The sequence below is a fragment of the Streptomyces sp. NPDC037301 genome (assembly GCF_055602785.1).
Genome location: NZ_JBVJWD010000001.1, coordinates 652,076 through 674,634 on the forward strand (window position 1 = coordinate 652,076; position 22,559 = coordinate 674,634).

Annotated in this window: 22 protein-coding genes and 1 pseudogene; 13 read left to right on the forward strand and 10 right to left on the reverse strand. The window is 70.7% G+C overall.

The annotated features are described in order from the left end of the window. Window positions 1–78 precede the first annotated feature (78 nt). Complete coding sequence (locus ACZ7IB_RS03050) at window positions 79–450, reverse strand: hypothetical protein (RefSeq protein WP_470908661.1); 372 nt, start codon at window positions 448–450, stop codon at window positions 79–81. Window positions 451–697: 247 nt separating this feature from the next. Between ACZ7IB_RS03050 and ACZ7IB_RS03055 the strand changes: the two genes are divergently transcribed. Next, on the forward strand, window positions 698–1,195 hold the full coding sequence (locus ACZ7IB_RS03055) for a hypothetical protein (protein ID WP_470908663.1): 498 nt from the start codon (window positions 698–700) through the stop codon (window positions 1,193–1,195). Between the two features lie 21 nt (window positions 1,196–1,216). On the opposite strand, the gene ACZ7IB_RS03060 is transcribed toward ACZ7IB_RS03055, so the two are convergent. Then, window positions 1,217–4,972, reverse strand: a complete 3,756-nt coding sequence (locus ACZ7IB_RS03060; protein ID WP_470908664.1) for an ABC transporter ATP-binding protein — start codon at window positions 4,970–4,972, stop codon at window positions 1,217–1,219. Between the two features lie 217 nt (window positions 4,973–5,189). On the opposite strand from ACZ7IB_RS03060, the pseudogene ACZ7IB_RS03065 reads away from it, so the two are divergent. Then, window positions 5,190–5,555: pseudogene (locus ACZ7IB_RS03065) on the forward strand (type II toxin-antitoxin system RelE/ParE family toxin); the annotation flags it as partial. A 17-nt stretch (window positions 5,556–5,572) separates the two neighbouring features. Continuing rightward, window positions 5,573–5,968 carry a helix-turn-helix domain-containing protein gene (locus ACZ7IB_RS03070; RefSeq protein WP_470908666.1) on the forward strand — a complete coding sequence of 132 codons (396 nt, stop codon included), beginning with the start codon at window positions 5,573–5,575 and terminating at the stop codon, window positions 5,966–5,968. 106 nt (window positions 5,969–6,074) lie between these two features. Here the strand turns inward: ACZ7IB_RS03070 and ACZ7IB_RS03075 are convergent, their stop codons facing one another. Beyond that, window positions 6,075–7,037 carry a serine hydrolase gene (locus tag ACZ7IB_RS03075; RefSeq protein ID WP_470908667.1) on the reverse strand — a complete coding sequence of 321 codons (963 nt, stop codon included), beginning with the start codon at window positions 7,035–7,037 and terminating at the stop codon, window positions 6,075–6,077. Window positions 7,038–7,258: 221 nt separating this feature from the next. Between ACZ7IB_RS03075 and ACZ7IB_RS03080 the strand changes: the two genes are divergently transcribed. After that, entirely contained in the window at window positions 7,259–7,630 is a 372-nt protein-coding gene (locus ACZ7IB_RS03080) for a hypothetical protein (RefSeq protein WP_470908669.1), read from the forward strand. A gap of 19 nt (window positions 7,631–7,649) precedes the next feature. Here ACZ7IB_RS03080 and ACZ7IB_RS03085 read toward each other — a convergent pair whose 3' ends face one another. The 3 genes from ACZ7IB_RS03085 to ACZ7IB_RS03095 all read right to left on the reverse strand — a co-directional run bounded on the left by ACZ7IB_RS03085 (window position 7,650) and on the right by ACZ7IB_RS03095 (window position 11,884). Next, entirely contained in the window at window positions 7,650–9,335 is a 1,686-nt protein-coding gene (locus ACZ7IB_RS03085) for a thiamine pyrophosphate-binding protein (RefSeq protein WP_470908671.1), read from the reverse strand. Continuing rightward, window positions 9,332–10,300, reverse strand: a complete 969-nt coding sequence (gene speB / locus ACZ7IB_RS03090; protein WP_322109140.1) for an agmatinase — start codon at window positions 10,298–10,300, stop codon at window positions 9,332–9,334. Before speB ends, ACZ7IB_RS03085 begins: the two co-directional genes overlap by 4 nt. A gap of 117 nt (window positions 10,301–10,417) precedes the next feature. Further along, window positions 10,418–11,884: a sodium:solute symporter family protein gene (locus ACZ7IB_RS03095; RefSeq protein ID WP_470908673.1), complete on the reverse strand. Its 1,467-nt coding sequence runs from the start codon at window positions 11,882–11,884 to the stop codon at window positions 10,418–10,420. A 121-nt stretch (window positions 11,885–12,005) separates the two neighbouring features. Here ACZ7IB_RS03095 and ACZ7IB_RS03100 point away from each other — a divergent pair, with 121 nt between their 5' ends. From ACZ7IB_RS03100 to ACZ7IB_RS03110, 3 genes are all read left to right on the forward strand, one after another. Then, window positions 12,006–13,481: a PucR family transcriptional regulator ligand-binding domain-containing protein gene (locus tag ACZ7IB_RS03100; RefSeq protein ID WP_470908675.1), complete on the forward strand. Its 1,476-nt coding sequence runs from the start codon at window positions 12,006–12,008 to the stop codon at window positions 13,479–13,481. Window positions 13,482–13,578: 97 nt separating this feature from the next. Further along, window positions 13,579–13,941, forward strand: coding sequence for a hypothetical protein (locus tag ACZ7IB_RS03105; RefSeq protein WP_470908676.1), 363 nt, complete (start codon window positions 13,579–13,581; stop codon window positions 13,939–13,941). Next, a complete protein-coding gene (locus ACZ7IB_RS03110; RefSeq protein WP_470908678.1) occupies window positions 13,938–14,192 on the forward strand; it encodes a hypothetical protein in 255 nt (84 codons plus the stop codon). Before ACZ7IB_RS03105 ends, ACZ7IB_RS03110 begins: the two co-directional genes overlap by 4 nt. Before the next feature lie 127 nt (window positions 14,193–14,319). Here the strand turns inward: ACZ7IB_RS03110 and ACZ7IB_RS03115 are convergent, their stop codons facing one another. Together ACZ7IB_RS03115 and ACZ7IB_RS03120 are read right to left on the reverse strand one after the other, a co-directional pair. Then, complete coding sequence (locus ACZ7IB_RS03115; RefSeq protein WP_470908680.1) at window positions 14,320–14,667, reverse strand: hypothetical protein; 348 nt, start codon at window positions 14,665–14,667, stop codon at window positions 14,320–14,322. After that, on the reverse strand, window positions 14,664–14,930 hold the full coding sequence (locus tag ACZ7IB_RS03120; RefSeq protein WP_470908681.1) for a hypothetical protein: 267 nt from the start codon (window positions 14,928–14,930) through the stop codon (window positions 14,664–14,666). Before ACZ7IB_RS03120 ends, ACZ7IB_RS03115 begins: the two co-directional genes overlap by 4 nt. Window positions 14,931–15,007: 77 nt before the next feature. On the opposite strand from ACZ7IB_RS03120, the gene ACZ7IB_RS03125 reads away from it, so the two are divergent. Both ACZ7IB_RS03125 and ACZ7IB_RS03130 read left to right on the forward strand, forming a co-directional pair. Beyond that, complete coding sequence (locus tag ACZ7IB_RS03125) at window positions 15,008–15,805, forward strand: helix-turn-helix domain-containing protein (RefSeq protein ID WP_470908765.1); 798 nt, start codon at window positions 15,008–15,010, stop codon at window positions 15,803–15,805. Continuing rightward, a complete protein-coding gene (locus tag ACZ7IB_RS03130; protein ID WP_470908682.1) occupies window positions 15,798–16,019 on the forward strand; it encodes a DUF397 domain-containing protein in 222 nt (73 codons plus the stop codon). The genes ACZ7IB_RS03125 and ACZ7IB_RS03130 overlap by 8 nt, the downstream gene beginning before the upstream one ends. A 79-nt stretch (window positions 16,020–16,098) precedes the next feature. Here the strand turns inward: ACZ7IB_RS03130 and ACZ7IB_RS03135 are convergent, their stop codons facing one another. Both ACZ7IB_RS03135 and ACZ7IB_RS03140 read right to left on the reverse strand, forming a co-directional pair. Beyond that, window positions 16,099–17,196, reverse strand: a complete 1,098-nt coding sequence (locus ACZ7IB_RS03135; RefSeq protein WP_470908684.1) for a CU044_5270 family protein — start codon at window positions 17,194–17,196, stop codon at window positions 16,099–16,101. After that, window positions 17,193–17,951 (reverse strand): RNA polymerase sigma factor, encoded by a 759-nt coding sequence (locus tag ACZ7IB_RS03140; protein ID WP_470908685.1) that lies wholly within the window; start codon window positions 17,949–17,951, stop codon window positions 17,193–17,195. Before ACZ7IB_RS03140 ends, ACZ7IB_RS03135 begins: the two co-directional genes overlap by 4 nt. Window positions 17,952–18,096: 145 nt before the next feature. Between ACZ7IB_RS03140 and ACZ7IB_RS03145 the strand changes: the two genes are divergently transcribed. The 4 genes from ACZ7IB_RS03145 (at window position 18,097) to tesB (ending at window position 22,540) form a co-directional block, all read left to right on the forward strand. Beyond that, window positions 18,097–19,662: a serine protease gene (locus ACZ7IB_RS03145; protein WP_470908687.1), complete on the forward strand. Its 1,566-nt coding sequence runs from the start codon at window positions 18,097–18,099 to the stop codon at window positions 19,660–19,662. 204 nt (window positions 19,663–19,866) lie between these two features. Beyond that, window positions 19,867–20,286: a peptidase inhibitor family I36 protein gene (locus tag ACZ7IB_RS03150; RefSeq protein ID WP_470908688.1), complete on the forward strand. Its 420-nt coding sequence runs from the start codon at window positions 19,867–19,869 to the stop codon at window positions 20,284–20,286. Between the two features lie 201 nt (window positions 20,287–20,487). After that, complete coding sequence (locus ACZ7IB_RS03155) at window positions 20,488–21,645, forward strand: acyl-CoA dehydrogenase family protein (protein WP_470908690.1); 1,158 nt, start codon at window positions 20,488–20,490, stop codon at window positions 21,643–21,645. Between the two features lie 19 nt (window positions 21,646–21,664). Continuing rightward, window positions 21,665–22,540 (forward strand): acyl-CoA thioesterase II, encoded by an 876-nt coding sequence (gene tesB, locus ACZ7IB_RS03160; protein WP_351253981.1) that lies wholly within the window; start codon window positions 21,665–21,667, stop codon window positions 22,538–22,540. Window positions 22,541–22,559 lie beyond the last annotated feature (19 nt).

Sequence of the window (22,559 nt, forward strand, 5' to 3'; positions counted from 1 at the left end):
ACAGACGTCGTGAACCTAGCGGGGCAACACCTGTACCGCCAGACCCTGTTCGCACGGAGCGGCGACGAGCCGCCGCCGTCAGCAGAGAATCCAGCCCGTGGAGCCGGACCTTCCCGAGATCGTGGCCGAGGCCCGGACGCACCGGTTCAGCGCGTGGACCGTCACCGGGCCGGCCTGTCGGGTGTATCTGCCGCTGTCGACGACGGGGCTGCCGCCGCGCGCCTGGATGTGCACGGACATCTTGCGGCGCGGGCCCGGATTCTTCGCGATCGCGACCGCGCAGGCGTAGGAGCGGCTCTTGTAGACGCGCAGCTCGCCGGTCTTGAACTCGACCGTCTTCGCGGGGCGCCCGGCGCAGGCCGTTGCGGCGTCCGCGCTGTTCGCCGCACTGTCGCTGAGCACCAGACCGACGGCGGCCACCAGCGGCAGGACGAACAGGCGCACAAGCATCCGGCACCCCCGGCCGCTTCCGCCCCTGCCGACCGCTCCGGCCTTTCCTGCCTCTCCGGTCCCTCTGGTCACCAGCAGCCCCATCGTCCGATCGAACACTTACGCCCTTGCTCGGCATATACGCGTACATGCGTACGACGCAGGAGGCCATCCGGAGGTTGCACCCGGCGCGCTCCGCCTCCGGAGCAACCAAATCGCCACAGCATGGCTCCAACAGGGCAGAGCCACATGAAAGGCAGGAACTGCCATGCTCCAACTCCGCAACTCACAGGGCCCCCGCGGCCGGCGCACCATCGGCCGGACGCTGCTCGCCACCGCTCTCCTCACCGTCGTCGCCGCGGTCCCGGCCGCCGCAGCTGCCCCGCAGGCCCCGGTGGCCGCGGCGCCGGTGCGCAGCGACGCCGGCACCCCGGCTTTCCAGCAGGTTGCCCACTTCTACGCCGCCTACGTCGATGCCGTCACGGCGGAAGGCGGCGGCAAGCTCGCCACCGCCCTGAGGACGTTCTATCTGACGCCCCACCTGCGCACCCAACTGAAGACGTGGGAGAAGCGCAACCACGCGGACGGTGTGCTCCGCGCCCAGAACACCCCGCTCGCCTTCCGGGTCAGCTCCGGCGACAGCGGCGCGGGCCACACCTGGTCGAAGGTGCGGCTCACGTGGAGCAACGGCAAGCACCCCACGTACTCGTATCTGACCGTGCGGTCGGACCTGCAGACCGGCAAGATCTCCGGCATCGGCAATTGAACCGGTGGACGGGCCCGGCTCTCACACCCCCGCGGGCTCGTCCTCCCCTATGAAGGTGCGCCACAGCACGGCGTAGTGCCCTTCCCGGGCGAGGAGTTCGTCGTGCGTACCGTCCTCGACCACCTGTCCGTGGTCCATCACCACGACCCGGTCGGCGCGGGCGGCGGTCGTCAGCCGGTGGGCGACGACGAGGGTGGTGCGGCGGCCGGTGAGCCGGTCGGTCGCCTGGTTGACCAGGGCTTCGCTGGCCAGGTCGAGGGAGGCGGTCGCCTCGTCGAGCAGCAGGACGTCCGGGTCGACGAGTTCGGCGCGGGCGAGTGCGATCAGCTGGCGCTGGCCGGCCGAGAGGTTACGGCCCCGCTCGGCGACCTCATGCAGATAGCCGCCGTCCAGGGTGGCGATCATGTCGTGGGCGCCGACCGACCGGGCCGCCGCCTCCACCTCGGCGTCGGTGGCCTCGGGCCGCCCGTACGCGATGGCGTCGCGGACCGTCCCGGCGAAGAGGTAGGCCTCCTGTGGTACGACTCCGAGCCGGTGCCGGTACGCGGTGAGGTCGAGGCGGCGCAGATCGGTGCCGTCCGCCGTGACCCGGCCGCCCGTCGGGTCGTAGAACCGGGCGACGAGCTTGACGAGAGTGGACTTCCCGGCGCCGGTCTCGCCGACGAACGCGACCGTCTGACCGGCCGGGATCCGCAGGTCGACACCGATGAGCGCTTCCTCGGCGTCGTCGCCGGAGCCGTATGCGAAGGACACGTCCTCGAAGGCGATCTCGCCGCGCAGCGACAGCACGTCCAGCGGTTCGTCCGGAGCGTCGGTGGAGGTCGGCTCCCGCAGGAGTTCCTGGATACGGCCGAGGGAGACGGTGGCCTGCTGGTAACCGTCGAACACCTGGGAGAGCTGCTGCACCGGGGCGAAGAACAGGTCGATGTAGAGGAGGTACGCGACCAGCGCACCGGTGGTGAGCGTGCCGTTGTCGACCCGGCCCGCGCCCACGATCAGTACGGCCGCCGCGGCCACCGACGACAAGAGCTGCACGAACGGGAAGTAGACCGATATCAGCCACTGCCCACGGACCCTGGCCTCGCGGTAGTGGTCGCTGCGCCCCGCGAACCGGTCCGCCCCGTCGCGCTCGCGGCGGAACGCCTGCACGATCCGCAGCCCGGAGACGGACTCCTGGAGGTCGGCGTTGACGACGCTGATGCGTTCCCGGGCCAGCTCGTACGCCTTGACGCTCTTGCGGCGGAAGAAGAACGTACCGATGACCAGCACCGGCAGCGTCGCGAAGACGACGAGGGCCAGCTGTGCGTCGAGTACCAGCAGCGCGACCATGATGCCGAAGAAGGTGACGACGGAGACGAAGGCCGTGACCAGACCGGTCTGCAGGAACGTCGACAGCGCGTCCACGTCCGTCGTCATCCGGGTCATGATGCGGCCGGTCAGCTCGCGTTCGTAGTAGTCCAGGCCGAGCCGCTGGAGCTGCGCGAAGATCTTCAGCCGCAGTGAGTACAGCACCCGCTCGCCGGTGCGGCCCGTCATCCGGGTCTCGCCGATCTGGGCAGCCCACTGCACGAGCACGACCACCAGGGCCAGCGCGGACGCCGCCCAGACGGCACCGAGCGCGAGCTGCGAGACACCCTGGTCGATGCCGTGCCGGATCAGTACGGGCAGCAGGAGTCCGGCGCCCGCGTCCACCGCCACCAGCGCCAGGCTCACCAGGAGCGGCAGCCCGAAGCCGCGCAGCAGCCTGCGCAGCCCGTACGACTCCTCGGCGCGGACGGCCCGCGCCTCGTCGATGTCGGGCGTGTCGGTGGCGGGCGGCAGGGCCTCGACCTGGGCGAGCAGCTCGGGCGTCGCGGGCATGCCGGCCGCACCGGTGTCGCCCGGTTCCTCCTTGCGGATCCACAGGTGGGGGCTGATGCCGCGCTCGGCGTCGAACTCGGCGTCCAGTTCTTCCTGGAGCGCGCGGTCGTCCTCCGGGGTCGTGTCGGCGGCGGTGGTCAGCGGGTGGTGTCCGGGTGAGGTGCCGCCCAGCTCGTCCGGGTCGGTGAGCAGCCGCCGGTAGAGCGCGGAACGGCGCTCCAGCTCCTCGTGCGTACCGATGTCGGCGAGCCTGCCGTGCTCCAGGACGGCGATCCGGTCGGCGAGGCCGAGGGTGGAGCGGCGGTGGGCGATCAGGAGGGTCGTCCGCCCTGCCATCACCTGCCGCAGCGCCTCGTGGATCTCGTGCTCGACGCGGGCGTCGACGGCGGAGGTGGCGTCGTCGAGGAGGAGCAGCCGGGGGTCGGTGAGGATGGCGCGGGCGAGCGCGACGCGCTGGCGCTGGCCTCCGGAGAGGGTGAGTCCGTGCTCGCCGACCTTGGTGTCGTAACCCTCGGGCAGCTCCGCGATGAACCGGTCGGCCTGGGCGGCGCGGGCCGCTTCCTCGATCTGTTCCTGGGTGGCGTCCGGGAATCCGTAGGCGATGTTGGCGCGGACGGTGTCGGAGAACAGGAAGCTGTCCTCCGGTACGAGACCGATGGCGGCGCGCAGGGACTGCTGGGTCAGCTCGCGGACGTCGTGGCCGCCGACCAGGACGGCGCCGTGCGTCACGTCGTAGAAGCGGGGCAGCAGCAGCGAGACGGTGGACTTCCCGCTGCCGGACGCGCCGACGACGGCGACGGTCTCACCGGGCTCGATGGTCAGCGAGAAGCCGTCGAGGACGGGGCGCTCCTCGTCATAGCCGAACCGTACGTCGTCGAACTCGACGCTCGCGGGGGCGTCGGCCGGAAGTTCCTTGGTGCCGTCCTTCATGGTCGGCTCGGTGTCGATCAGTTCCAGTACGCGCTCGACACCCGCCCGGGCCTGCTGTCCGACGGTGAGGACCATGGCGAGCATCCGGACCGGGCCGACGAGCTGGGCGAGGTAGGTGGAGAACGCGACGAACGTGCCGAGGGTGATCTCGCCCCGGGTGGCGAGCCAGCCGCCGAGGGCCAGCATCGCGACCTGACCGAGCGCGGGGACGGCCTGGAGGGCGGGGGTGTAGCGGGAGTTCAGCCGGATCGTCCGCAGCCGTCCGGCGAAGAGCCTGCGCCCGACCTCGCGCAGCTTGCCGGTCTCCTGCTCCTCCTGCCCGAACCCCTTGACGACCCGGACCCCGGAGACGGCCCCGTCGACGACTCCGGCGACGGCGGCAGCCTGCCCCTGGGCGTACCAGGTGGCGGGGAAGAGACGGGAGCGGGAGCGGCGGGCGATGAACCAGAGGGCGGGGGCGACGGCGATCGCGACCAGGGTGAGCAGCGGCGAGAGCCACGCCATGATCACCAGGGAGATGATGAAGAGCAGCACGTTCCCGATGGTCATCGGGAGCATGAACAGGAGCCCCTGGATCAGCTGCAGGTCGCTGGTGGCGCGCCCGACGACCTGTCCGGTGGACAGCTCGTCCTGACGCTTCCCGTCCAGGCGGGTGATCGTCCCGTACATCTCGGTACGCAGATCGTGCTGTACGTCGAGGGCGAGCCGGCCGCCGTAGTAGCGGCGGATGTACGTGGATATGTACACCAGCACGGCGGCGACCACGAGGAGTCCGGTCCAGACGGCCAGGGAACGCGTGTGGTCGCCGACGACGTCGTCGATGATCACCTTGGTGATCAGCGGAACGAGGGCCATCACCGCCATGCCGGCCAGCGACGAGCCGAGCGCCAGCAGCACATTGCGCCGGTAGCGCCATGCGTAGCCACTCAGCCGCCGAGCCCAGCCCGGGGCCTGCGCCGCGCCCTCTGTGTCCCCTGCGTCCGTCACCGGTGCCTCCCGTTCGACCTGGCCTACCGCAAGGCACCAACGCGGTGGGCAGCGGATTTCATCCCGCCGTTACAAAGACGGGGCTTGCGGCGTAGGCCCGTCCGACGACCGGCCTACGACCGGCTGCGTCAACCTGGCGAGGCCCCACCCACTCGTCCTGCTGACTTCACTACCGCTTCGAAGAGATATGCATTGGCCCATATATACGTTGCTTCATATGGGTGACCTTTTCGTCATCGCGATCGAGCCGGAGGTCCGACTGTGGCTGACGAATCTGTCCGCAGCCGACCATGAACGCGCGGAGCACGCCGTCGGCCGGCTGGCACGGAGCGCGACCACGCTGAGCGAGCCGCACTCACGGCACCTGGGTGACGGCGTGCGGGAGCTGGAGTTCGATCCGGGGCGCAGCCGCGAAGCCGTACGGATCTCGTACTGGCTCGCGCCCGATCGCCGCGTCGTGTTGCTGACCGTCTTCCGCAAGACGCGGCAGCGCGAGAATGCCGAGGTCGTCCGTGCCAGACGGGCGAAGGCCGTCTGCGAAGCGGAGCACAAGCCGGCACATGACGTGTTCAGCCGCGACGTCCAGAAAGGAAGAGCAACGTGGTCAGTCACGCAGAGTGGAAGGTCGCCCGGGACCGGAAGGTCGCAGAAAGCATTTCGGAGGGGGACGACAGCGCCGAGAGTGCCGAGCGCGTGAGGCGGCGCCAGGAGCTCGATCTGGCCTGGGACCTCGGTCAGGCGGTCTACGATCGCCGTACCGAACTCGGCATCGCGCAGACCGAACTGGCACGGCGCGCCAGAATGACGCAGCCGCAGGTCTCCAAGCTGGAGCTCGGCGGCACGATGCCCACGGTGCCGCTGCTGGCCCGCCTGGCGCGGGCCATGGACTCGACGTTCAGCATGGAGCTCGACGGCGACACGATGCGAGTGGCGTTCACCGCCCGTGCGGGTTCCGGGGCGGAGGCAGATGCCGGTGCCCAGGCGGTCGGCGGCTGACCAACGCCCGGGGGCCGAGGCCGGTCGGTCGCCGCAGCCCGCTGCGTCCTCGACCGCCGAACGGGCATGCCCGTCCGGTGATCGAGGACAGCTTCGACCCCGTCGGCTACGACTGCGGCGTCGCGGTGAGCATCCGTACCGCCGGTGCCTCCGGTACCGCGGGCACCGCTTCCTGCGGGGCGGCGGGCGGGGCGACCGTCGTCAACGCGCCGGCGGCCGGGTTGAGGTCCTTGTGCACGGCGCGGGCGACGGCCTGAATGGTGTTGATGCCGTCGTTCATCGTCTTGTTGTCCTGGGTGAGCACGGTGATCGCGTAGTCGTGCCCCTTGCCCGTGAAGGCGCCGATGCTGTGCACCCGCCAGCCGTGGGTGGCACGCGGCAGCCAGCCGTTCTTGACCTGGACGGTCACGCCGGACGGCGCACCGGCGGGCGTGCCCCAGCGCTGGGAGGAGACGACCTTGCGCATCAGGCCCAGTTCGTACGCCCGCGAGCTGTCGCTCAGCACGGAGTTCTTGGTGGTCAGCAAGGTCAGCAGCCGCTGCTCGTCCTGGGCCGTGATCTGGGTCAGCCCCCAGTAACCACCGGAGCCGGGCACGGTGTGCGTCATCCCGGCGGCCTTCAGGAACGCCTTGACCTTGGTCACCCCGAGCTGCTTCCACAGGCTGCTGGTCGCGTTGTTGTCGGACTTGGTGATCATGGCGGTGGTGAGGTTGATCTCGCGCTGGGTGAGATAGCGGTTGCGCTTCTTGTTGTCCCAGAGCAGCGTCGCCAGCACGGTCGCCTTCACGACGCTGGCGGAGTCGTACTTCGTCGTCGCCCGCAAGGAGCACGTCGTCTTGGTGGTCCGGTCGTAGAGCGCCACGGCCGTCGTCGACTTCCGCCCCTTGAGTGCGGCGGTGATGTCCTTCGACAGCTTGGCGGCCAGCCCCGCCTTGCCGGATGTGCAGCTCACCGTCGGCGTCGCGGCGGCGGCGGGTGAGGCGCCGAACGCCACGGGTGCGAGCACGCCTGCGACGAGCGCGACGGACAGCGCGCCCCGCGCACGGCGGGTTATGTGGGATCCAGTCATGAGGCTTTCCCGTCCCCTGAGTCATCTGTACGGGCGTGCCCCCGGCACACCCGACACGAATGACTCCCGGCCGACCGGAAAGTTGTACGAAACACGGTGCAATTGGCCAGGACTTGACGCTCGGAGGCCCCGCGGGCCCTGCGGGAAGTTCGCGGCGCCCGGGCCCGGGGTAGTCAGTGATCGCAGTCGTCGGTCGCCCCCATGAGGAGGAGCACGAAGTCATGCCCGATGCCCAGCCGAGCACCGCATACCGCTGCGGTCAGCTGTACGCGACCCTGCACGTCCTGTGTTCCGTCGGCACCGGCGACCGGAAGCTGGACAGGCAGGAGTCCCGTGACAAAGTGCTGAAGCGACCGGAGGACAACCTCAAACCTCCGCTGAGCGAGGCAGCCCAGTACTTGATCAAGGCCCGGCGGCGAGGGTCGGACCACGGAAAGGCAGCCGGCGAACTGTTCCGTGCCATAGCGGACTTCATACCGGTCAACGGCAAACTCCCCACTTCTCTCGGGGAAGGAGAGAAGGGGGAGTTCACCAGGGGCTTCCATCAGCAGATGGCCGAGTACGCGCCCACGCTCGGCCGCCTGATGACGTGACTCGTGCGGGCCGGCCCGGTCACAGATGCGTCGGCTCGAACATCCTCAGCAGGGCCGGGAGCACGACCACCGAAGGGCCCGGCTCCGCGAGGGACTTCGCCAGGTCGTCGGCGAGCGTCTCGGGGGTCGTACGCACCGCCGGGACGCCGAAGGACTCGGCGAGGGCGACGAAGTCGGGGCGGGAGAGTTCCGTTGCCGTGGCCTCGCCGAAGGCGCCCGTCATGTATTCGCGCAGGATGCCGTAGCCGCCGTCGTCGACGATCAGCCAGGTGACCGGGAGGTCGTACTGGCGGGCCGTGGCCAGTTCCGCGATCGAGTACATCGCACCGCCGTCGCCGGAGACAGCCAGGACCGGCTTCGTACGGTCGGCCGCCGCCGCGCCGAGCGCGGCCGGGAAGCCGTAGCCGAGACCGCCCGCACCCTGGGCCGAGTGCATCGTGTTCGGGTGGCGGGCGTCGAAGGCGGACCACGCCCAGTAGGCGAGGATCGTCATGTCCCAGAAGCTCGGGGACGTGTCGGGCAGCGCCTGGCGGACCGAGGCGATGAGCTGCTGCTCCAGGGTGAGTTCCTGGCCGGCGATCCTGTCCCGTACCGCTTCGAGCACCGTACGGACCCGGTCCGACGCCGACGGGTCCTCGCGGCGGTCGACCGCGTCGAGGAGGTCGGACAGGGCCTCGCGGGCGTCGGCGTGGATGCCGAGTGCGGGGTGGTTGGACTCCAGCTTGCCGGCGTCGGCCTCGATCTGGATGACGCGACCGCGCGGGGCGAACGTGTGGTAGTTCGAGGAGAGTTCACCGAGTCCGGAGCCGACGACCAGCAGCACGTCGGCGGACTCCAGGAAGTCCGTCGTGTGGCGGTCCTCCAGCCAGGACTGGAGCGAGAGCGGGTGCTCCCACGGGAAGGCGCCCTTGCCGCCGAAGGTGGTGACGACCGGGGCGTCGAGCTTCTCCGCGAGCGCGAGCAGCTTGCCGGACGCGTCGGACCGTACGACTCCGCCGCCCGCGATGATCGCCGGACGCTCGGCCTTCGACAGCAGGTCGGCTGCCGCGGCGGTCAGTTCGGGACGGGCGTGCAGTTCGCGCGGGGTGGCGTCCATCGCCGTGACGACGGGCAGGGCGGTCTCGGCGAGGAGTACGTCCTGCGGGATCTCGATCCAGACCGGGCCGTGCGGGGCGCTCAGCGCGGACTCCCAGGCGTCGGCGATCGCCGACGGGATCTGGGAGGCCGTACGGACGGTGTGGACCGACTTCACGATGTCGCGGAACGACGCCTTCTGGTCCCTCAGTTCGTGCAGGTAGCCATGGCGTCCGCCGCCCAGACCCGCGGTCGGGATCTGGCTGGAGATGGCCAGCACGGGAGCGGAGGCCGCCGCCGCCTCCTGGAGCGCGGCGAGGGAGGTGAGGGCACCCGGCCCGGTGGAGAGCAGCAGAGGCGCCACTTCGCCGGTGATCCGGCCGTACGCGTCGGCGGCGAAGCCGGCGTTGTTCTCGACGCGCAGGCCGATATACGTCAGGGCCGAGCGGCGCAGCGCGTCGAACATGCCCAGCGCGTGCTGGCCGGGCAGGCCGAAGACCGTGGTCGCGCCGAGGCCCTGGAGGGTCTCGACGACGAGGTCGCCGCCGTTGCGTCCGCCAGGGGGGTTCAGGGCGGCCGCGATCTGCTCGGGGGTGAGCTGCGGCCGCTCGTCGTGGTGGTCGTGGCTCACTTCGTACGGGCCTCTGCGATCTGGCGGGACATGATCGTCGTCAGTTCGTACGCCGTGTGGGAGGCGGCGACGGAGGTGATCTCGGCGTGGTCGTACGCGGGGGCGACCTCGACCAGGTCGGCGGAGACCAGGTTGCAGGAGGACAGCCCGCGGACGATCTCCAGGAGTTCGCGGGAGGTCAGACCGCCGGCCTCGGGGGTGCCGGTGCCGGGGGCGTGCGCCGGGTCCAGGACGTCGATGTCGATGGAGATGTAGAGCGGCCGGTCGCCGATGCGCTGGCGCAGCTGGTCGGCGACCTCGTCGACACCGCGGCGCATGACGTCGGCGGAGGTCACGATGCCGAAGCCCATCTTCGCGTCGTCGTCCAGGTCCTGCTTGCCGTAGAGCGGGCCGCGGGTGCCGACGTGGGAGAGGGCGGAGGTGTCGAGGATGCCCTCCTCGACGGCCCGGCGGAACGGGGTTCCGTGGGTGTACTCGGCGCCGAAGTAGGTGTCCCAGGTGTCGAGGTGTGCGTCGAAGTGCAGCAGGGCGACCGGGCCGTGCTTCTTCGCGACGGAACGCAGCAGCGGCAGCGCGATGGTGTGGTCGCCGCCGAGCGTCATCAGGCGGGCACCGGTGGCCAGGAGGTCGTCGGCGGCGGCCTCGATCGTCTCGACGGCCTCGTTGATGTTGAACGGGTTCGCGGCGATGTCACCGGCGTCGGCGACCTGTGCGAGCGCGAACGGCGAGGCGTCCTGCGCGGGGTTGTACGGGCGCAGCAGGCGCGACGCCTCACGGATCGCGTTGCCGCCGAAGCGGGCACCGGGGCGGTAGGAGACCCCCGTGTCGAAGGGCACACCGACGACGGCGACATCGGCGGCGGGGACCTCGTCGAGGCGGGGCAGCCGGGCGAACGTCGCGGGTCCGGCGTACCGCGGGACGCGGGAGGAGTCGATCGGACCGCGCGGCGATTCGTTGCTGCTCATGGGGTGCCTTTCTTGTTGCGATGCGTGGTGACGCGTGGTGACGCGGGGTGCTGCATGCTTTGTGGGCGTTCGTACGATATTCGAAATCAAGCCTGTCCGGCGCGTGCGGACAATGCCTTACGTGGTGACCGGCTCCGGGGCGGTCTCCGTGGTCTCGCCGCCCCGCCCTGCCAGCCGCTCGCGCCAGGCGGCCAGCACGGCCGCGTCGGTCGGCTTGGTGGCCAGCGAGACGATCACGTACACCACGAGCGAGGACAGCAGGCCGTAGTAGACCGGTTCGTTGGCGAGGATTCCGTACGACGCCATCAGGCCGATCACCGCGAGGCCACCGACGGCCACCGAGGCCAGCGCACCGGCCGCCGTTCCCCGGCGCCAGAGCAGACCGCCCAGGATCGGCACCAGCAGCCCGCCGACGAGCAGGTTGTACGCGACGGTCAGGGCCTCGACCACGTTGTTGAGCGCGATGGCGATGGCGATGACGGCGACACCCATGATGAGGATGAAGGCCCGGTTGCCCTTCACCTCGTCGTGCTCCTCGCCGCCGCCCCGCGACACCACGCCCCGCAGTCGGGACCAGATGTCGTTGTTGGCCACGGTGGCGCAGGCGATCAGCGCACCGGAGGACGTGGACATCACCGCGGCCAGTGCGGCGGCCAGGACCAGCCCTCGTACACCGACGGGCAGTTCGTCCTTGACGATGGTGGCGAACGCGGCGTCCGCGCTGGGCAGCTTCGGGTACAGGACCTTGGCGGCGGTGCCGATGACGGCGCCGGCGATCGCGTACACGAGACAGTACGTACCGGCGACCGTGCCGCCCCAGCGCGCCGTCCGGTCGCTCTTCGCGGTGAACACCCGCTGCCAGATGTCCTGGCCGATCAGCATGCCGAAGGTGTAGATCAGCACGTACGTGAAGATCGTCTCGCCGCCGATGCCCAGCGGGTCGAAGTACTCGGTGGGCAGCTTGGCCTTCATCTCGCTGAAGCCACCCGCCTTGATCACCGCGATGGGGAGCAGGAGCAGCAGCACACCGATGGTCTTGACGACGAACTGCACCATGTCGGTGAGCGTGATCGACCACATGCCGCCGAGCGTCGAGTACGCGACGACGATGGCGCCGCCGAGGATGATCGCGACGGTCCGGTTCATGTCGAACAGGACGTCGAAGATGGTGGCGTACGCGATGGTCGAGGTGACCGCGAGCATCAGCGTGTACGCCCACATGACGACACCGGAGATGAGCCCGGCCCGGCCGCCGTAGCGCAGGTCGAGCATCTCGGAGACGGTGTAGACCTTGAGCCGGGCGATGCGCGCCGAGAAGAAGACGGACAGGGCGAGCAGTCCGAGACCGATGGTGAAGACCATCCAGGCGCCGGAGAGTCCGTACTGGTACCCGAGGCCGACGCCGCCGATGGTGGAGGCGCCGCCGAGGACGATGGCGGCCATCGTGCCGGAGTACATCCAGGGGCCGAGGCGGCGACCCGCCACCAGGAATTCGCTCTTGGACTTGGCGCGGCGCATGCCCCACCAGCCCATGGCGAGCATGCCGGCCAGATAGACGATGATCACCGCGTAGTCGACAGCCATGGGCTTCCTCCGTTTCAGTCATGTGCGCACGTCGTACGTGGTGAAGACGGTAAGTGGCCCACAAGCAACGCTGAAGTGTACGTTTCATCCATAATTGCAGTCACCGATGGATGGATCGTCCATGCCTGAAGCCCCGGCCGGGCTCACCCCGCCCGCTCCCCCCTCTCCCCCCACTCCCCCGATCCCGCTCACCGAGCTGCTCGCCCGCGAGGAGCTCGGGCTGCGCCGGATCGCGGGTCCGGCCGAGGCGGATCTGCTGTGGGTGCACACCTCGGAGATGGCCGACCCGTACCCGTATCTGCTCGGCGGTGAGCTGCTGCTGAGCGCCGGGGTGCTGCTCAAGGACCCGGACGCCTATGTGGCCCGGCTGGTGGAGGCGGGGGCGGCGGCGCTCGGTTTCGGGGTGGCGCCGGTGTTCGACACGGTGCCGCAGGCACTGATCGAGGCGTGCGACCGGCATGGCCTGCCGCTGGTGGAGGTGCCGCCCGAGACCCCGTTCACGGCGATCGCCCGGGCGGTGTGGCGGCTGATGGCCGAGGCCCGGCACCGCGAGCTGCGCCGGGTGACCCGGGCCCAGCAGGCCCTGGCCACGGCGGCGGCCCGGCCCGACCCGATCCCCGCGGTGCTGCACCAGCTGGCGGCCCAGCTGGAGGGCCGGGCGGTGCTGCTCTCCGCGGACGGCGAGGAGCTGCACGCGGCGGGCCGCCGCCCGGCCCCCGACATCGGGGCGGCGCTGGCCCGGCTCACCCGGGTGGTCTCCGCCATGACGCGCCCCGCCCCGTCGTCCGCCACCGACACATTGCGGGACGCGCACCTGTCCGCGTACGCACTGGGCGGCGGCCAGGGCCTCGTCCTGGCGCTGGCGACGGAGCGGCGCGAGGCGGGCGACCACACGATCGCCGGGGTAGCGGTCGTCCTGCTCTCCCTGCTGGCCGCCCCACATCAGGGCGCCGATGCGGCGGGCCGGTCGGCCGCGCTCGTACGAATGCTGCTGGGCACGGACCCGCAGGACGTCGCCCCGCTGCTCGGTGGCGCCGAGCAGTGGACGGTGGTGCACGCGCGCCGCAGCGGCGACGGCCCGGTCGACCCGCTGACCGCCGGGGCACTGGGCGCCGCTCTGGGCTCGGCCCTGGTCGACGCGGGCCGGGGCGGCGACGCCGTCAGGGTGCTGATCCCCGGCGACGACCGGATCACCCCGCAGCCCGGCTGGACGCTCGGCGCCTCCTCCCCCGCGCCCATCACGGCACTCGATCTCGCCGACGGCCAGGCGTCGCGCGCCCTGGGCCGCGCCGTGGCCACCCGCACCCCGCTGGCCCACCACCACACCGACGCCGGAACCGGCCTGGCCGCCCTGATCCCTCCCGACCAGGCGGAGGCCCACGCCCGCGCCCTCCTCGCCCCGCTCGCCGAGCCCCTGACCGAGACCCTGCGCTGCTGGCTGAGCCTGCACGGCAGTTGGGACCGCACGGCGACAGCCCTCCAGGTCCACCGCAACACGGTCCGCCAACGCATCGCCCGCTGCGCGACGCTGCTGGACGCGGACCTGGACGACATGGACGTACGGACGGAACTGTGGTTCGCGCTGCGGCAGCGGTGAGCCGTCGACACTCCTGGCGTACCGACACCACGACACCGGCCGCCGCCTCGGAGACCGCCCCTGCCGCCGCCGCGCCTGAGCCATACAGGAGCACAACATGCACAACGACGCCATGAACATCGAACTACTGGTCGTGCCCGACTGCCCGAACACCCGGACCGCCGCCGACCGTCTCCATCAGGAGCTCGACAGGCTGGGCCTGCGCGATGTGACGTTCCGGACCCGCACCATCACCAGCCAGGCCGAGGCGGAGGCGGAGGCCGCGCATTTCACCGGCTCGCCGACGATCCTGATCGACGGACGCGACCCCTTCGCCGAGCCCGGCCGGGCCCCGGGACTGACCTGCCGCATGTACCGGACCCCGGACGGCCTGGCCGGCGTGCCGACGGCCGACCAGCTGCGCCAAGCCCTGGCCGACGCCCTGCGGGACGAACCCGTGGCGCGTCACCCGGACCGGTGAGCTCCGACCTGACGCCCACGGCGGACATCACCGTTGATGGCACCGGACTGCTGTGCGTCACGCTCCTGCTGCGTCTCCGCATGTCAGTCCACCGCCCCATCGTCGACCAGGGCCTCGGCGAGCAGGCTTGCCGGGCGTACGACAGCCGTCCCCGGTTCCAGTGGAAGATCACGGCGTGGGCGGCGGCGCGGCGCGGTCCACGCACCGCGTCACCGGCGCGGATCGGTGCTCACGGTCGACTCCCCCGGTGAGACCGTCATGTGCGACCGGGCCTGCTCGCCGATTTCGTCACCACGGATCTTCCATGGGCTTCGCAGCCGCCTCCGGCCCAGGACGCGAGGGGCATCACCGGGCCGGACATGGTGGGTTCAGGGTGGTTCAGGACTCCGAAGGGCACGGGCCGGCGTCCGGGGCGCCGGGACCCTGGCCTGAGGACCGGAGACGAAGGCCCCGGCTCTCGGCGACGCGGCACACATCGCGCAGCGCCTCGCTCATGCGGGCCACGACATAGCGGAGCTGCACCGACGTGACCTCGGAATCGCCGAGCATGTCGTCGACGTGGTCGAGGAGTTCGGCGGCCATGCCGAGCTGCACGCTCTCGACGTTGTCGGCGACGCGGGAGACGTATCCGGTCCCGTCACCGATGACGTAACACGGGTTGCCGTCCACGCCGGACCACGGAAGCAGACGGACCGAATCGGAGCCTGGGGCGTTCGGGGCGATCACCCGGCCACCTCGACACCATGGATCGGGCGAGGCGCGATGCCGATGCCCGGCGTGGGGCGTACGCCTGCGGGAGGCGCGGCGCGATACGAGTCCATGGGCCGGTGGCACCCCTGGGCGGGCCACAAGAACCGCAGCAGTGACTCAAAAGCATCGGCGATACAGCGCAGCACGTCGTCAACTCCGTTGAGGTAGATGGCCGTTCTCCGGACCGTGCGACGGCGGCGGCCGACGTCCGGGCGAGCCACCGCTGTGTAGCGATCCACTCACAGAGTGAGACGGTGCGGACTAGGCTCGCCAGGGGGTTCCAGGTGACAGGCCCTTCGGCGCACGGGAGTTGACCATGAGTAATACCTATGGCGATTGGTTGAAGGCACAGCGGGAAGCGGCCGGACTGACACAGCAGGAGCTGGCCGACGCGGCGATCATGACGCGCTCGCACATCTCACACATCGAGGCGGGGCGCCGCATCCCGTCCGAGGAGGACGCCCGGCGCCTGGACAAAGCCCTCAACACAGGGAACGTACTGAGCAGTTTCCTGCCGGGCAAGAATGACGGCACGATCGCCGACTTCTTCGAGCCCGCGCGCCAGCTCGAACAGCAGGCCACGATGATCAGGGAGTTCGCTCTGAACTTCGTGCCCGGCATCCTTCAGACGGAGAGGTACGCTCGCGCGGTGCTCGGCCCGGCGTTCCCGCCCAAGAGCGACGAAGAGCGTGACAAGCACGTCGTCACACGCCTGGAACGAGCCAAGATCCTGAATGATCCGGTGACGCCCGTAGTTTGGGCGTTGCTTGACGAGGCGGTGCTGCATCGCCCCGTAGGCGGGCCGGACGTCATGGCGGAGCAGCTCATGCACATCGTCCGGCTGGCCGAGACCGAGCGGATCCGTGTGCACGTGCTGCCCTTCGAGCTGGGCTTTCACCCGCTCATGGAGAGCATGCTCACCCTGATGTGGCTCGAGGACCAACCACCCGTGGCGTACAGCGAGGCCCTACGCATGGGGAAGGTGCATGACTCTCCGTCCGTGGTGAGGCAGTTGCAGAGCCGCTACGATCTCGCTTTGAGCGACGCCCTGCCGCTGAAGGAGTCACAAGCCCTGCTAAGGGCGACAGTGAAGGAATACGCACACCATGACTGACCGCACCGTCCTGGACGCATCGACGCTCAGCGGCTGGCGCAAGTCGTCGCACAGCGGAAGCGAATCCGGCAGCTGCGTCGAGGTGTTGGACGGTCACCCCTCCGGCGTCCCCGTCCGCGACTCCAAGGCCCCGCACGGCCCCGCCCTCGTCTTCCCGGCAGCCGGCTGGTCAGCCTTCGTCGAAGCGGTCAAGAACGACAACTTCCCCGCCTGAACGTCCCGTCCCCGACCCACAGCAAAGGCGTACCGGGGACGGGGCTGTTCGGGCCGCGCGAGTGTGCGGGGCTGCCGTGTTACGCCGTCGTCGGAGCGGGAGTCTCACCGGGACGGTCGACCGCGGCCCTGGTGAGGACCGCGGAGGTGCCGACAACGGTTCCGGCCGGGCCGGCGTCGCCGGATTCGGTGAGGACCGTGCGCTCGCCGAGGAACGCGTACGTGGTCCGCTCGAAGACCCACTGCGTCTGCTGCCCGTGTGCCGTACGGGCGACGGCGACACCCTCGCGTCCTGCGGCGTCGGTGGCCGCATCGATCACCGTGACTCCGGGGATCTTCGCGGCGGCCTGGTAGAGCGCGGCGCCGACCTGCGGGGGTGCCCAGGCCTCGGCCAGCAGGTCGCCGATCGCGGTGAATGCCCGCTGGTCCGGGTCCTGGCCCTGCCCGTGGGTCTCGTCCCGGATCAGCTTCAGCAGGGCGTCCGGGTCCGTGGGCAGCGACGCGACGTACTCGTGCGTCGGGTCGCTGATCGACGCGGCCTTCTTGTGTGCGGTGCGGGGCCGGGGTGTCGCCCCTCGGCCGTCGAGGTCGTAGACCGGTGCGTCGCCGCCGAGCGAGGAGTCGGGCTCGCCCTCCTCGCGCAGCAGGCCGGGGCGGCTGCCGTCGGCGGACAGCCACACCTGCCGCGTGTGCGCGGGAGGCATGGTCACCTCGCCGCCCCCGGCGCTCTGCCCGGCGAAGGCGACCTTGCTCTCGATGTACACGAACTGGTCGGCGCGGACCGTCGGTTGCTTCTGCCCGGCGGCGGCGAGCGCGATGCGGTCGAGGAGCTGTGCCGCTTCGGACGTGCCGGGGGTGCGGCCGCCCGGGGCCGCGGTGGTGCCGCCGCGCCCCGGCGCGTCCGCGAGGTTCACCACCACGATGCCGCCGACCGCCAGGGCGCAGGCGACAGCGGGCACCATGACCCGGACCAGACGTCGGCGCGGACGCGAGGCCCGAGGGGTGAGGCCGCCACGCGGTTCGGCGACGGCGGCCTCGCGCAGCAGCGCTTCCTTCAGCAGCAGTTCACGGTCGGGGTCCAGGCCGGGGACCGACGGCGGGGGCAGCAGCGCGGTGAGGCCGGGACCTTCGGCCTCCTCGGACCGGTGGTGCGTACGGCGCCGCGAGGTGAAGTTCATCCGTGGTTCTCCTGGGTCAGCAATGGGGCCACGGGGGTGCGGCCCGGCAGTGGCTTGTCGGGGGTGGTGGTGGCGGTGGTCGCGGCGGGGGCTCTGTTTCCCGCCGCGAGTGGCCGTTGGGTTCCGGCCCGCGTGTCCCGCGCGCGTGCGGCGCGGGTTTCGGCCCGCGTGTCCCGCGCGCGTGCGGCGCGGGTTTCGGCCCGCGTGTCCCGCGCGCGTGCGGCGCGGGTTTCGGCCTCGGTGAGCTCGCGCAGTCGGGTACGGGCGCGGGACAGGCGCGACCGGACGGTGCCGACCGCCACGCCGAGCGCCTCGGCCGCTGCCGCGTAGTCCAGGCCGGCCCACACCACGAGGGTGAAGACCTCCCGGTCCCGGCGCCGCAGGCGGGCGAGTGCGACGTGTGCGGCACGCAGTTGCTCGGTGTCCGCGAGGTGTGTGACGAGGTCGTCGGCGAAGTCCGGGATCGAGCCGCGTTCCGGGACGCGGGCGAGCGCGGTCTCGCGGCTTCGGCGTGTGCGTGCGTTGCGGCGCATGATGTTGGTGGCGATGCCCAGGAGCCACGGGCGCAGACCGTCCCCGTCGGGGTTCAGCCTCTCGCGGCTGCGCCACGCTTCCAGGAAGGTCGACGAGACGACGTCCTCGGCCTCCGCCCAGTTGCCCGTCACCCGCAAGGCATAGCGGTACACCGCTTGGGCGTGCTCGTCGTACAGCTCCCCCAGGGCGTCGCGGTCTCCGCGGCGGAAGCGATTCCTCATGAGTGATTCCACACTCTGCTCTGCCGCGCGCGTTGTGCCGGTTCCGGTGACGTGCGCCACACACATGCCCGCCCCGGGGTCACGCCCCGCATGCCGTGTGACTCAGCTCACGGGAACGCCGACGCCCGGCAGCGCAGTGCAAGTCATGAACAGTTCTTCCGTGTCCCGCCGGAGCGCGCTCCGGACACTCGCTCTCGCCGTCGCCCTGGTCGGCAGCACGACGCCCGCGTGGAACACCGCCGCCTTTGCCGCGGAGCCGGCGACGTACACCCTCACGATCAATCACCTCGACCGCACCGGCCACAAAACGGCGGACTACACCACCCACGTCACCGGAGTCTCCGGGCCGGGTGCCGACGAGGCCGTCCAGCCGTACGACGCCTCCGGTACGACCACCGTGCGTCTGCCCAAGGGCCGGTACCTCCTGGACAGCGCCCTGACCACCGGCACGGCGGCAAACGGCACGGACTGGGTCGTCCAGCCGCGCCTCGACCTCGACCACGACACCACCATCACCGTCGACGCGCGGACCACCGCCCCTGTCGACGTGACTCCGCCCGACCCCTCCGCAGGTTTCCAGCACAGCGTGATGTTCGTCCAGGTCAAGCACGACGGCGCGGTCCGGACCGCCAACCTCGTCAACGGCACACCGAACCTCCGCGTCGCGCACCTGGGCCCCGACAGCGAACCCGGATCGGTGGAGCAGTGGTTCGACTCCTACTGGAGCACCGAGACCGCCGGCTACGCGCTCGGCCACACCTTCACCGGCAGCCGCGCCCTGACCGGGCTCGTCCGGCACCCCGCCGCCAAGGACCTGGCCACTGTGCAGATCCGCGGCGCGGCGCGGCCGGGCACCGAGGGGCGGGCGACCGTCGACCTGCAGCCCACTGCCGGACCGACCCTCGGCGTCACCCAGGCCCTGCCGACCCCCGCGACCGCCACCTACTTCGTGACGCCTGAACGTGGCACCTGGGACATCACTTACTGGGCCCCCACCGCGCCCGGCGCGGCATCGAACCGCTACAGCGCCAACGGCATCGCCGTACGCGCCGGAAGTACGACCACCCACACCTTCGACAACGCCGTCTTCGGCCCCGACCTCACCGACCGCCCCGGCGTCGTGCGCGACGGCGACCGGCTCGCCGTCGATGTCCCGATGCTCGCCGACGGCGACGGCCACGTGCCGTCCTCACCGTCGTACGACACGGCGTCGACCACCCTGCACCGCAACGGCGTGCGCGTCGGGACGAAGACCGGTACCCCCGGAAAGGCCGGGTTCACCGTGGAGCCGGGGCGCGCGGCGTACCGGCTCACCAGCACGGTGAAGCGCGCCGGCGCGCCCGGCGTCGCCACGCGGGTGACCACGTCGTGGACCTTCACCTCGGACACGACGAGGGGGCCGGTCCCGGTGCCGGTGAGCGCCGTGCGGTTCTCGCCCGAGCTCAGCCCGACCGGCACCGCGCCGGCGAACGAGACGCTCCGTGTCCCGGTCACCGTGCTGGGCGCCGCCGCCAACGGACGCGCACGTTCGGTGGCGGTCTCGGTATCCGTGGACGGTGGCACTTCGTGGACCCGGGTCCCGGTCGAGCGGGGCGCCGTCGAGATCCACAACCCGCGCGCGGGCACCGGCGTCTCTTTGCGCGCCGCACTGACCGACACCGAGGGGAACACCCTCACCCAGACCGTCATCGACGCCTACCGCACTCGGTGATCCCGTAAAGCCTGCCCCATGACGCCGTGGTCCGGGCAGGCGAACGGCGAACGTGCGCGCCGGTGTACACAGGGGCGCCCCGAACCGTGACGCACGCTTCGGGCGCCCCTCCCTCCGCCCTGGCTTCTGCGGCAACAGCCGTGACACGGTGGTGATCACCAAGAGTGCCCGCTTCATCACACATGGGAATGAAGGGACTTCGCCATGAACCGCATCACCGCGCTCGCCGTCACCTCGATCGCCTTGACCCTGGGGCTCGGCGCCGGACCCGTCGCAGCCACAGCAGCCGAGAACGCCGCCGTCGAAACCGCCACCGCCCAGAACGCCGCCGTCGAGAGCGCCAGGGCTTCCTACAGCTGCAGCCCCGGCTACTTCTGCATCTACAGCGACTGGAACGGAGGTGGCACCCGCTGCCAGTGGTCGGACAAGAAGCGGGCGAATACCGCCGACGACTGCTCCTTCATCCAGCGGGGCCAGAACGTGCGCTCTGTCTGGAACGCGACCGGGCACCGCGTTCAGTACTACACGCAGACCAACTACAACGCCCGGGTGGGATCAACCCCTGCCGGAAGCGGCGGCAACCTCCAGGGGAGCTACCAGATCCGCTCCTTCAAGCCGCAGTAGGGAACGGAGACAGCGCAAGAGCCCTTCCCGGCCGGTGGCCGGGAAGGGCTCTTGCGCGTCCACTGCCGGACGCTCCGCGCGGGCGTGCTCAGCATCACCCTGGACAGCTTCGGTGACTGCCGGGTAACTTTTGACCAGGACTGAGCAAGCGCTTAGCCAGTCCGGCCGAATCCCGCCCGAAGCTGACCAAGGAGGCACCCCGTGCGCCGTACGGTATTCAACGAGGACCACGAGGCGTTCCGGGAGACCATCCGCGCCTTCATCGAGGCCGAGGTCGCCCCCGTCTACGACGAGTGGTTCGCGGCCGGCCAGGTGCCCCGCGACTTCTACTACAAGCTCGCGGAGCTGGGCATATTCGGCATCGAGGTGCCGGAGGAGTTCGGCGGCGCCGGGGTCGAGTCCTTCAAGTTCGAGGCGATCATCTCCGAGGAGTGCGCCCGCGCGGCCGTCAACTTCGGTGGCTCCGGTGTGCACGTCCTGCTCTGCCTGCCGTACATCAAGGCGTACGCCACCGAGGAGCAGAAGAAGCGCTGGCTGCCGGACTTCGTCACCGGCAAGACGATGTACGCCATCGCCATGACCGAGCCGGGCACCGGTTCCGACCTGGCCGGTATGAAGACCACCGCCAAGCTCTCCGAGGACGGCACGCACTACATCCTCAACGGCGCCAAGACGTTCATCACCGGTGGCGTCCACGCCGACCGGGTCATCGTCTGCGCCCGGACCGCCGCCCCGAAGGCGGACGACCGCCGCTTCGGCATCTCCCTCCTCGTCGTCGACACCAAGGCCGAGGGCTACTCGGTCGGCCGCAAGCTCGACAAGCTGGGCCTGCGCACCTCCGACACCGCAGAGCTGGCGTTCGTCGACGTCAAGGTGCCGGTCGAGGACCTTCTCGGCGAGGAGAACAAGGGCTTCTCCTACCTCGGCCAGAACCTGCCGCAGGAGCGCCTCGGCATCGCCGTCGGCGCGTACGCCCAGGCCAAGGCCGCCGTCCGGTTCGCCCAGAGTTACGTCTCGGAGCGCACCGTCTTCGGCAAGACCGTCGCGTCCTTCCAGAACACCAAGTTCGAGCTGGCCGCCTGCCAGGCCGAGGTGGACGCCGCCGAGGCCGTCTGCGACCGCGCCATCGAGGCCCACGACGCCGGTGAGCTGACCGCCGCCGAGGCCGCCTCCGCGAAGCTCTTCTGCACCGAGGTCGCGCACCGCGTCATCGACCGCTGCCTCCAGCTGCACGGCGGCTACGGCTACATGAACGAGTACCCGATCGCCCGCCTGTACGCGGACAACCGGGTCAACCGCATCTACGGCGGCACCAGCGAGGTCATGAAGTCGATCATCGCCAAGTCCATGGGCCTGTAAGAGCGGTTACGTTCTCTCCATGAGCTCAGCACTTGACTCCCTGCTCGATCTGCTCGACCTGGAGCAGATCGAGCGGGACATCTTCCGGGGCAGGAGCCGTTCGGCGGTCGTGCCCCGCGTCTTCGGCGGCCAGGTCGCGGCCCAGGCCCTGGTCGCCGCAGGCCGCACCGTCCCCGCCGACCGGACCGCCCACTCCCTGCACTCCTACTTCCTGCGGATGGGCGACCCCGGCGCGCCGATCGTCTACAGCGTCGACCGCATCCGGGACGGCCGTTCCTTCACCACCCGTCGGGTCGTCGCCGTCCAGCACGGCCAGCCGATCTTCCATCTCTCGGCGTCCTTCCAGACGCACGAGGAGGGCCTGGAGCACCAGGCGGACATGCCGCCGGCCCCGGACCCGGAGACGCTGCCCACGGCTGCGCAGATGCTGCCCCGGTACGCGGACCGCTTCAGCGATCCGGGTGTCGTGGACCGGCTGATCGAGGCGCGGGCCGCCGTCGACCTGCGCTACGTGGACGCGCCGCCCTTCGGCACGGTCGGCGAGCCGCGCGAGCCCCGCTCCCAGGTGTGGTTCCGCACCAACGGCAAGCTCGCGGACGACCCGCTGCTGCATGTCTGCATGGCGACGTACGTCTCCGACATGACGTTGCTCGACTCGGTCCTCCTCGCCCATGGGCGCGGCGGCTGGGCGGTCGGCGACGTGGTCGGCGCGAGCCTGGACCACGCGATGTGGTTCCACCGTCCCTTCCGGGCCGACGAATGGCTGCTGTACGACCAGGAGTCGCCGTCCGCGTCCGGTGGGCGCGGGCTCGGTCAGGCCCGTATCTACACGCAGGACGGCCGGCTGGCGATCACGGTCATCCAGGAGGGCGTGGTCCGCGTCCCCCGGGACTGAACAGGCCACGGTCTGCCGG

Excerpts from the sequence above, each read along its gene's own strand:
- ACZ7IB_RS03140 (WP_470908685.1), bottom strand. The coding sequence starts at position 17,951 with ATGAGGAATCGCTTCCGCCGCGGAGACCGCGACGCCCTGGGGGAGCTG.
- ACZ7IB_RS03150 (WP_470908688.1), top strand. The coding sequence starts at position 19,867 with ATGAACCGCATCACCGCGCTCGCCGTCACCTCGATCGCCTTGACCCTG.
- ACZ7IB_RS03145 (WP_470908687.1), top strand. The coding sequence starts at position 18,097 with ATGAACAGTTCTTCCGTGTCCCGCCGGAGCGCGCTCCGGACACTCGCT.
- speB (WP_322109140.1), bottom strand. The coding sequence starts at position 10,300 with ATGAGCAGCAACGAATCGCCGCGCGGTCCGATCGACTCCTCCCGCGTC.
- ACZ7IB_RS03055 (WP_470908663.1), top strand. The coding sequence starts at position 698 with ATGCTCCAACTCCGCAACTCACAGGGCCCCCGCGGCCGGCGCACCATC.
- ACZ7IB_RS03135 (WP_470908684.1), bottom strand. The coding sequence starts at position 17,196 with ATGAACTTCACCTCGCGGCGCCGTACGCACCACCGGTCCGAGGAGGCC.
- ACZ7IB_RS03050 (WP_470908661.1), bottom strand. The coding sequence starts at position 450 with ATGCTTGTGCGCCTGTTCGTCCTGCCGCTGGTGGCCGCCGTCGGTCTG.
- ACZ7IB_RS03125 (WP_470908765.1), top strand. The coding sequence starts at position 15,008 with ATGAGTAATACCTATGGCGATTGGTTGAAGGCACAGCGGGAAGCGGCC.
- tesB (WP_351253981.1), top strand. The coding sequence starts at position 21,665 with ATGAGCTCAGCACTTGACTCCCTGCTCGATCTGCTCGACCTGGAGCAG.
- ACZ7IB_RS03100 (WP_470908675.1), top strand. The coding sequence starts at position 12,006 with ATGCCTGAAGCCCCGGCCGGGCTCACCCCGCCCGCTCCCCCCTCTCCC.
- ACZ7IB_RS03080 (WP_470908669.1), top strand. The coding sequence starts at position 7,259 with ATGCCCGATGCCCAGCCGAGCACCGCATACCGCTGCGGTCAGCTGTAC.
- ACZ7IB_RS03075 (WP_470908667.1), bottom strand. The coding sequence starts at position 7,037 with ATGACTGGATCCCACATAACCCGCCGTGCGCGGGGCGCGCTGTCCGTC.
- ACZ7IB_RS03130 (WP_470908682.1), top strand. The coding sequence starts at position 15,798 with ATGACTGACCGCACCGTCCTGGACGCATCGACGCTCAGCGGCTGGCGC.
- ACZ7IB_RS03095 (WP_470908673.1), bottom strand. The coding sequence starts at position 11,884 with ATGGCTGTCGACTACGCGGTGATCATCGTCTATCTGGCCGGCATGCTC.
- ACZ7IB_RS03105 (WP_470908676.1), top strand. The coding sequence starts at position 13,579 with ATGCACAACGACGCCATGAACATCGAACTACTGGTCGTGCCCGACTGC.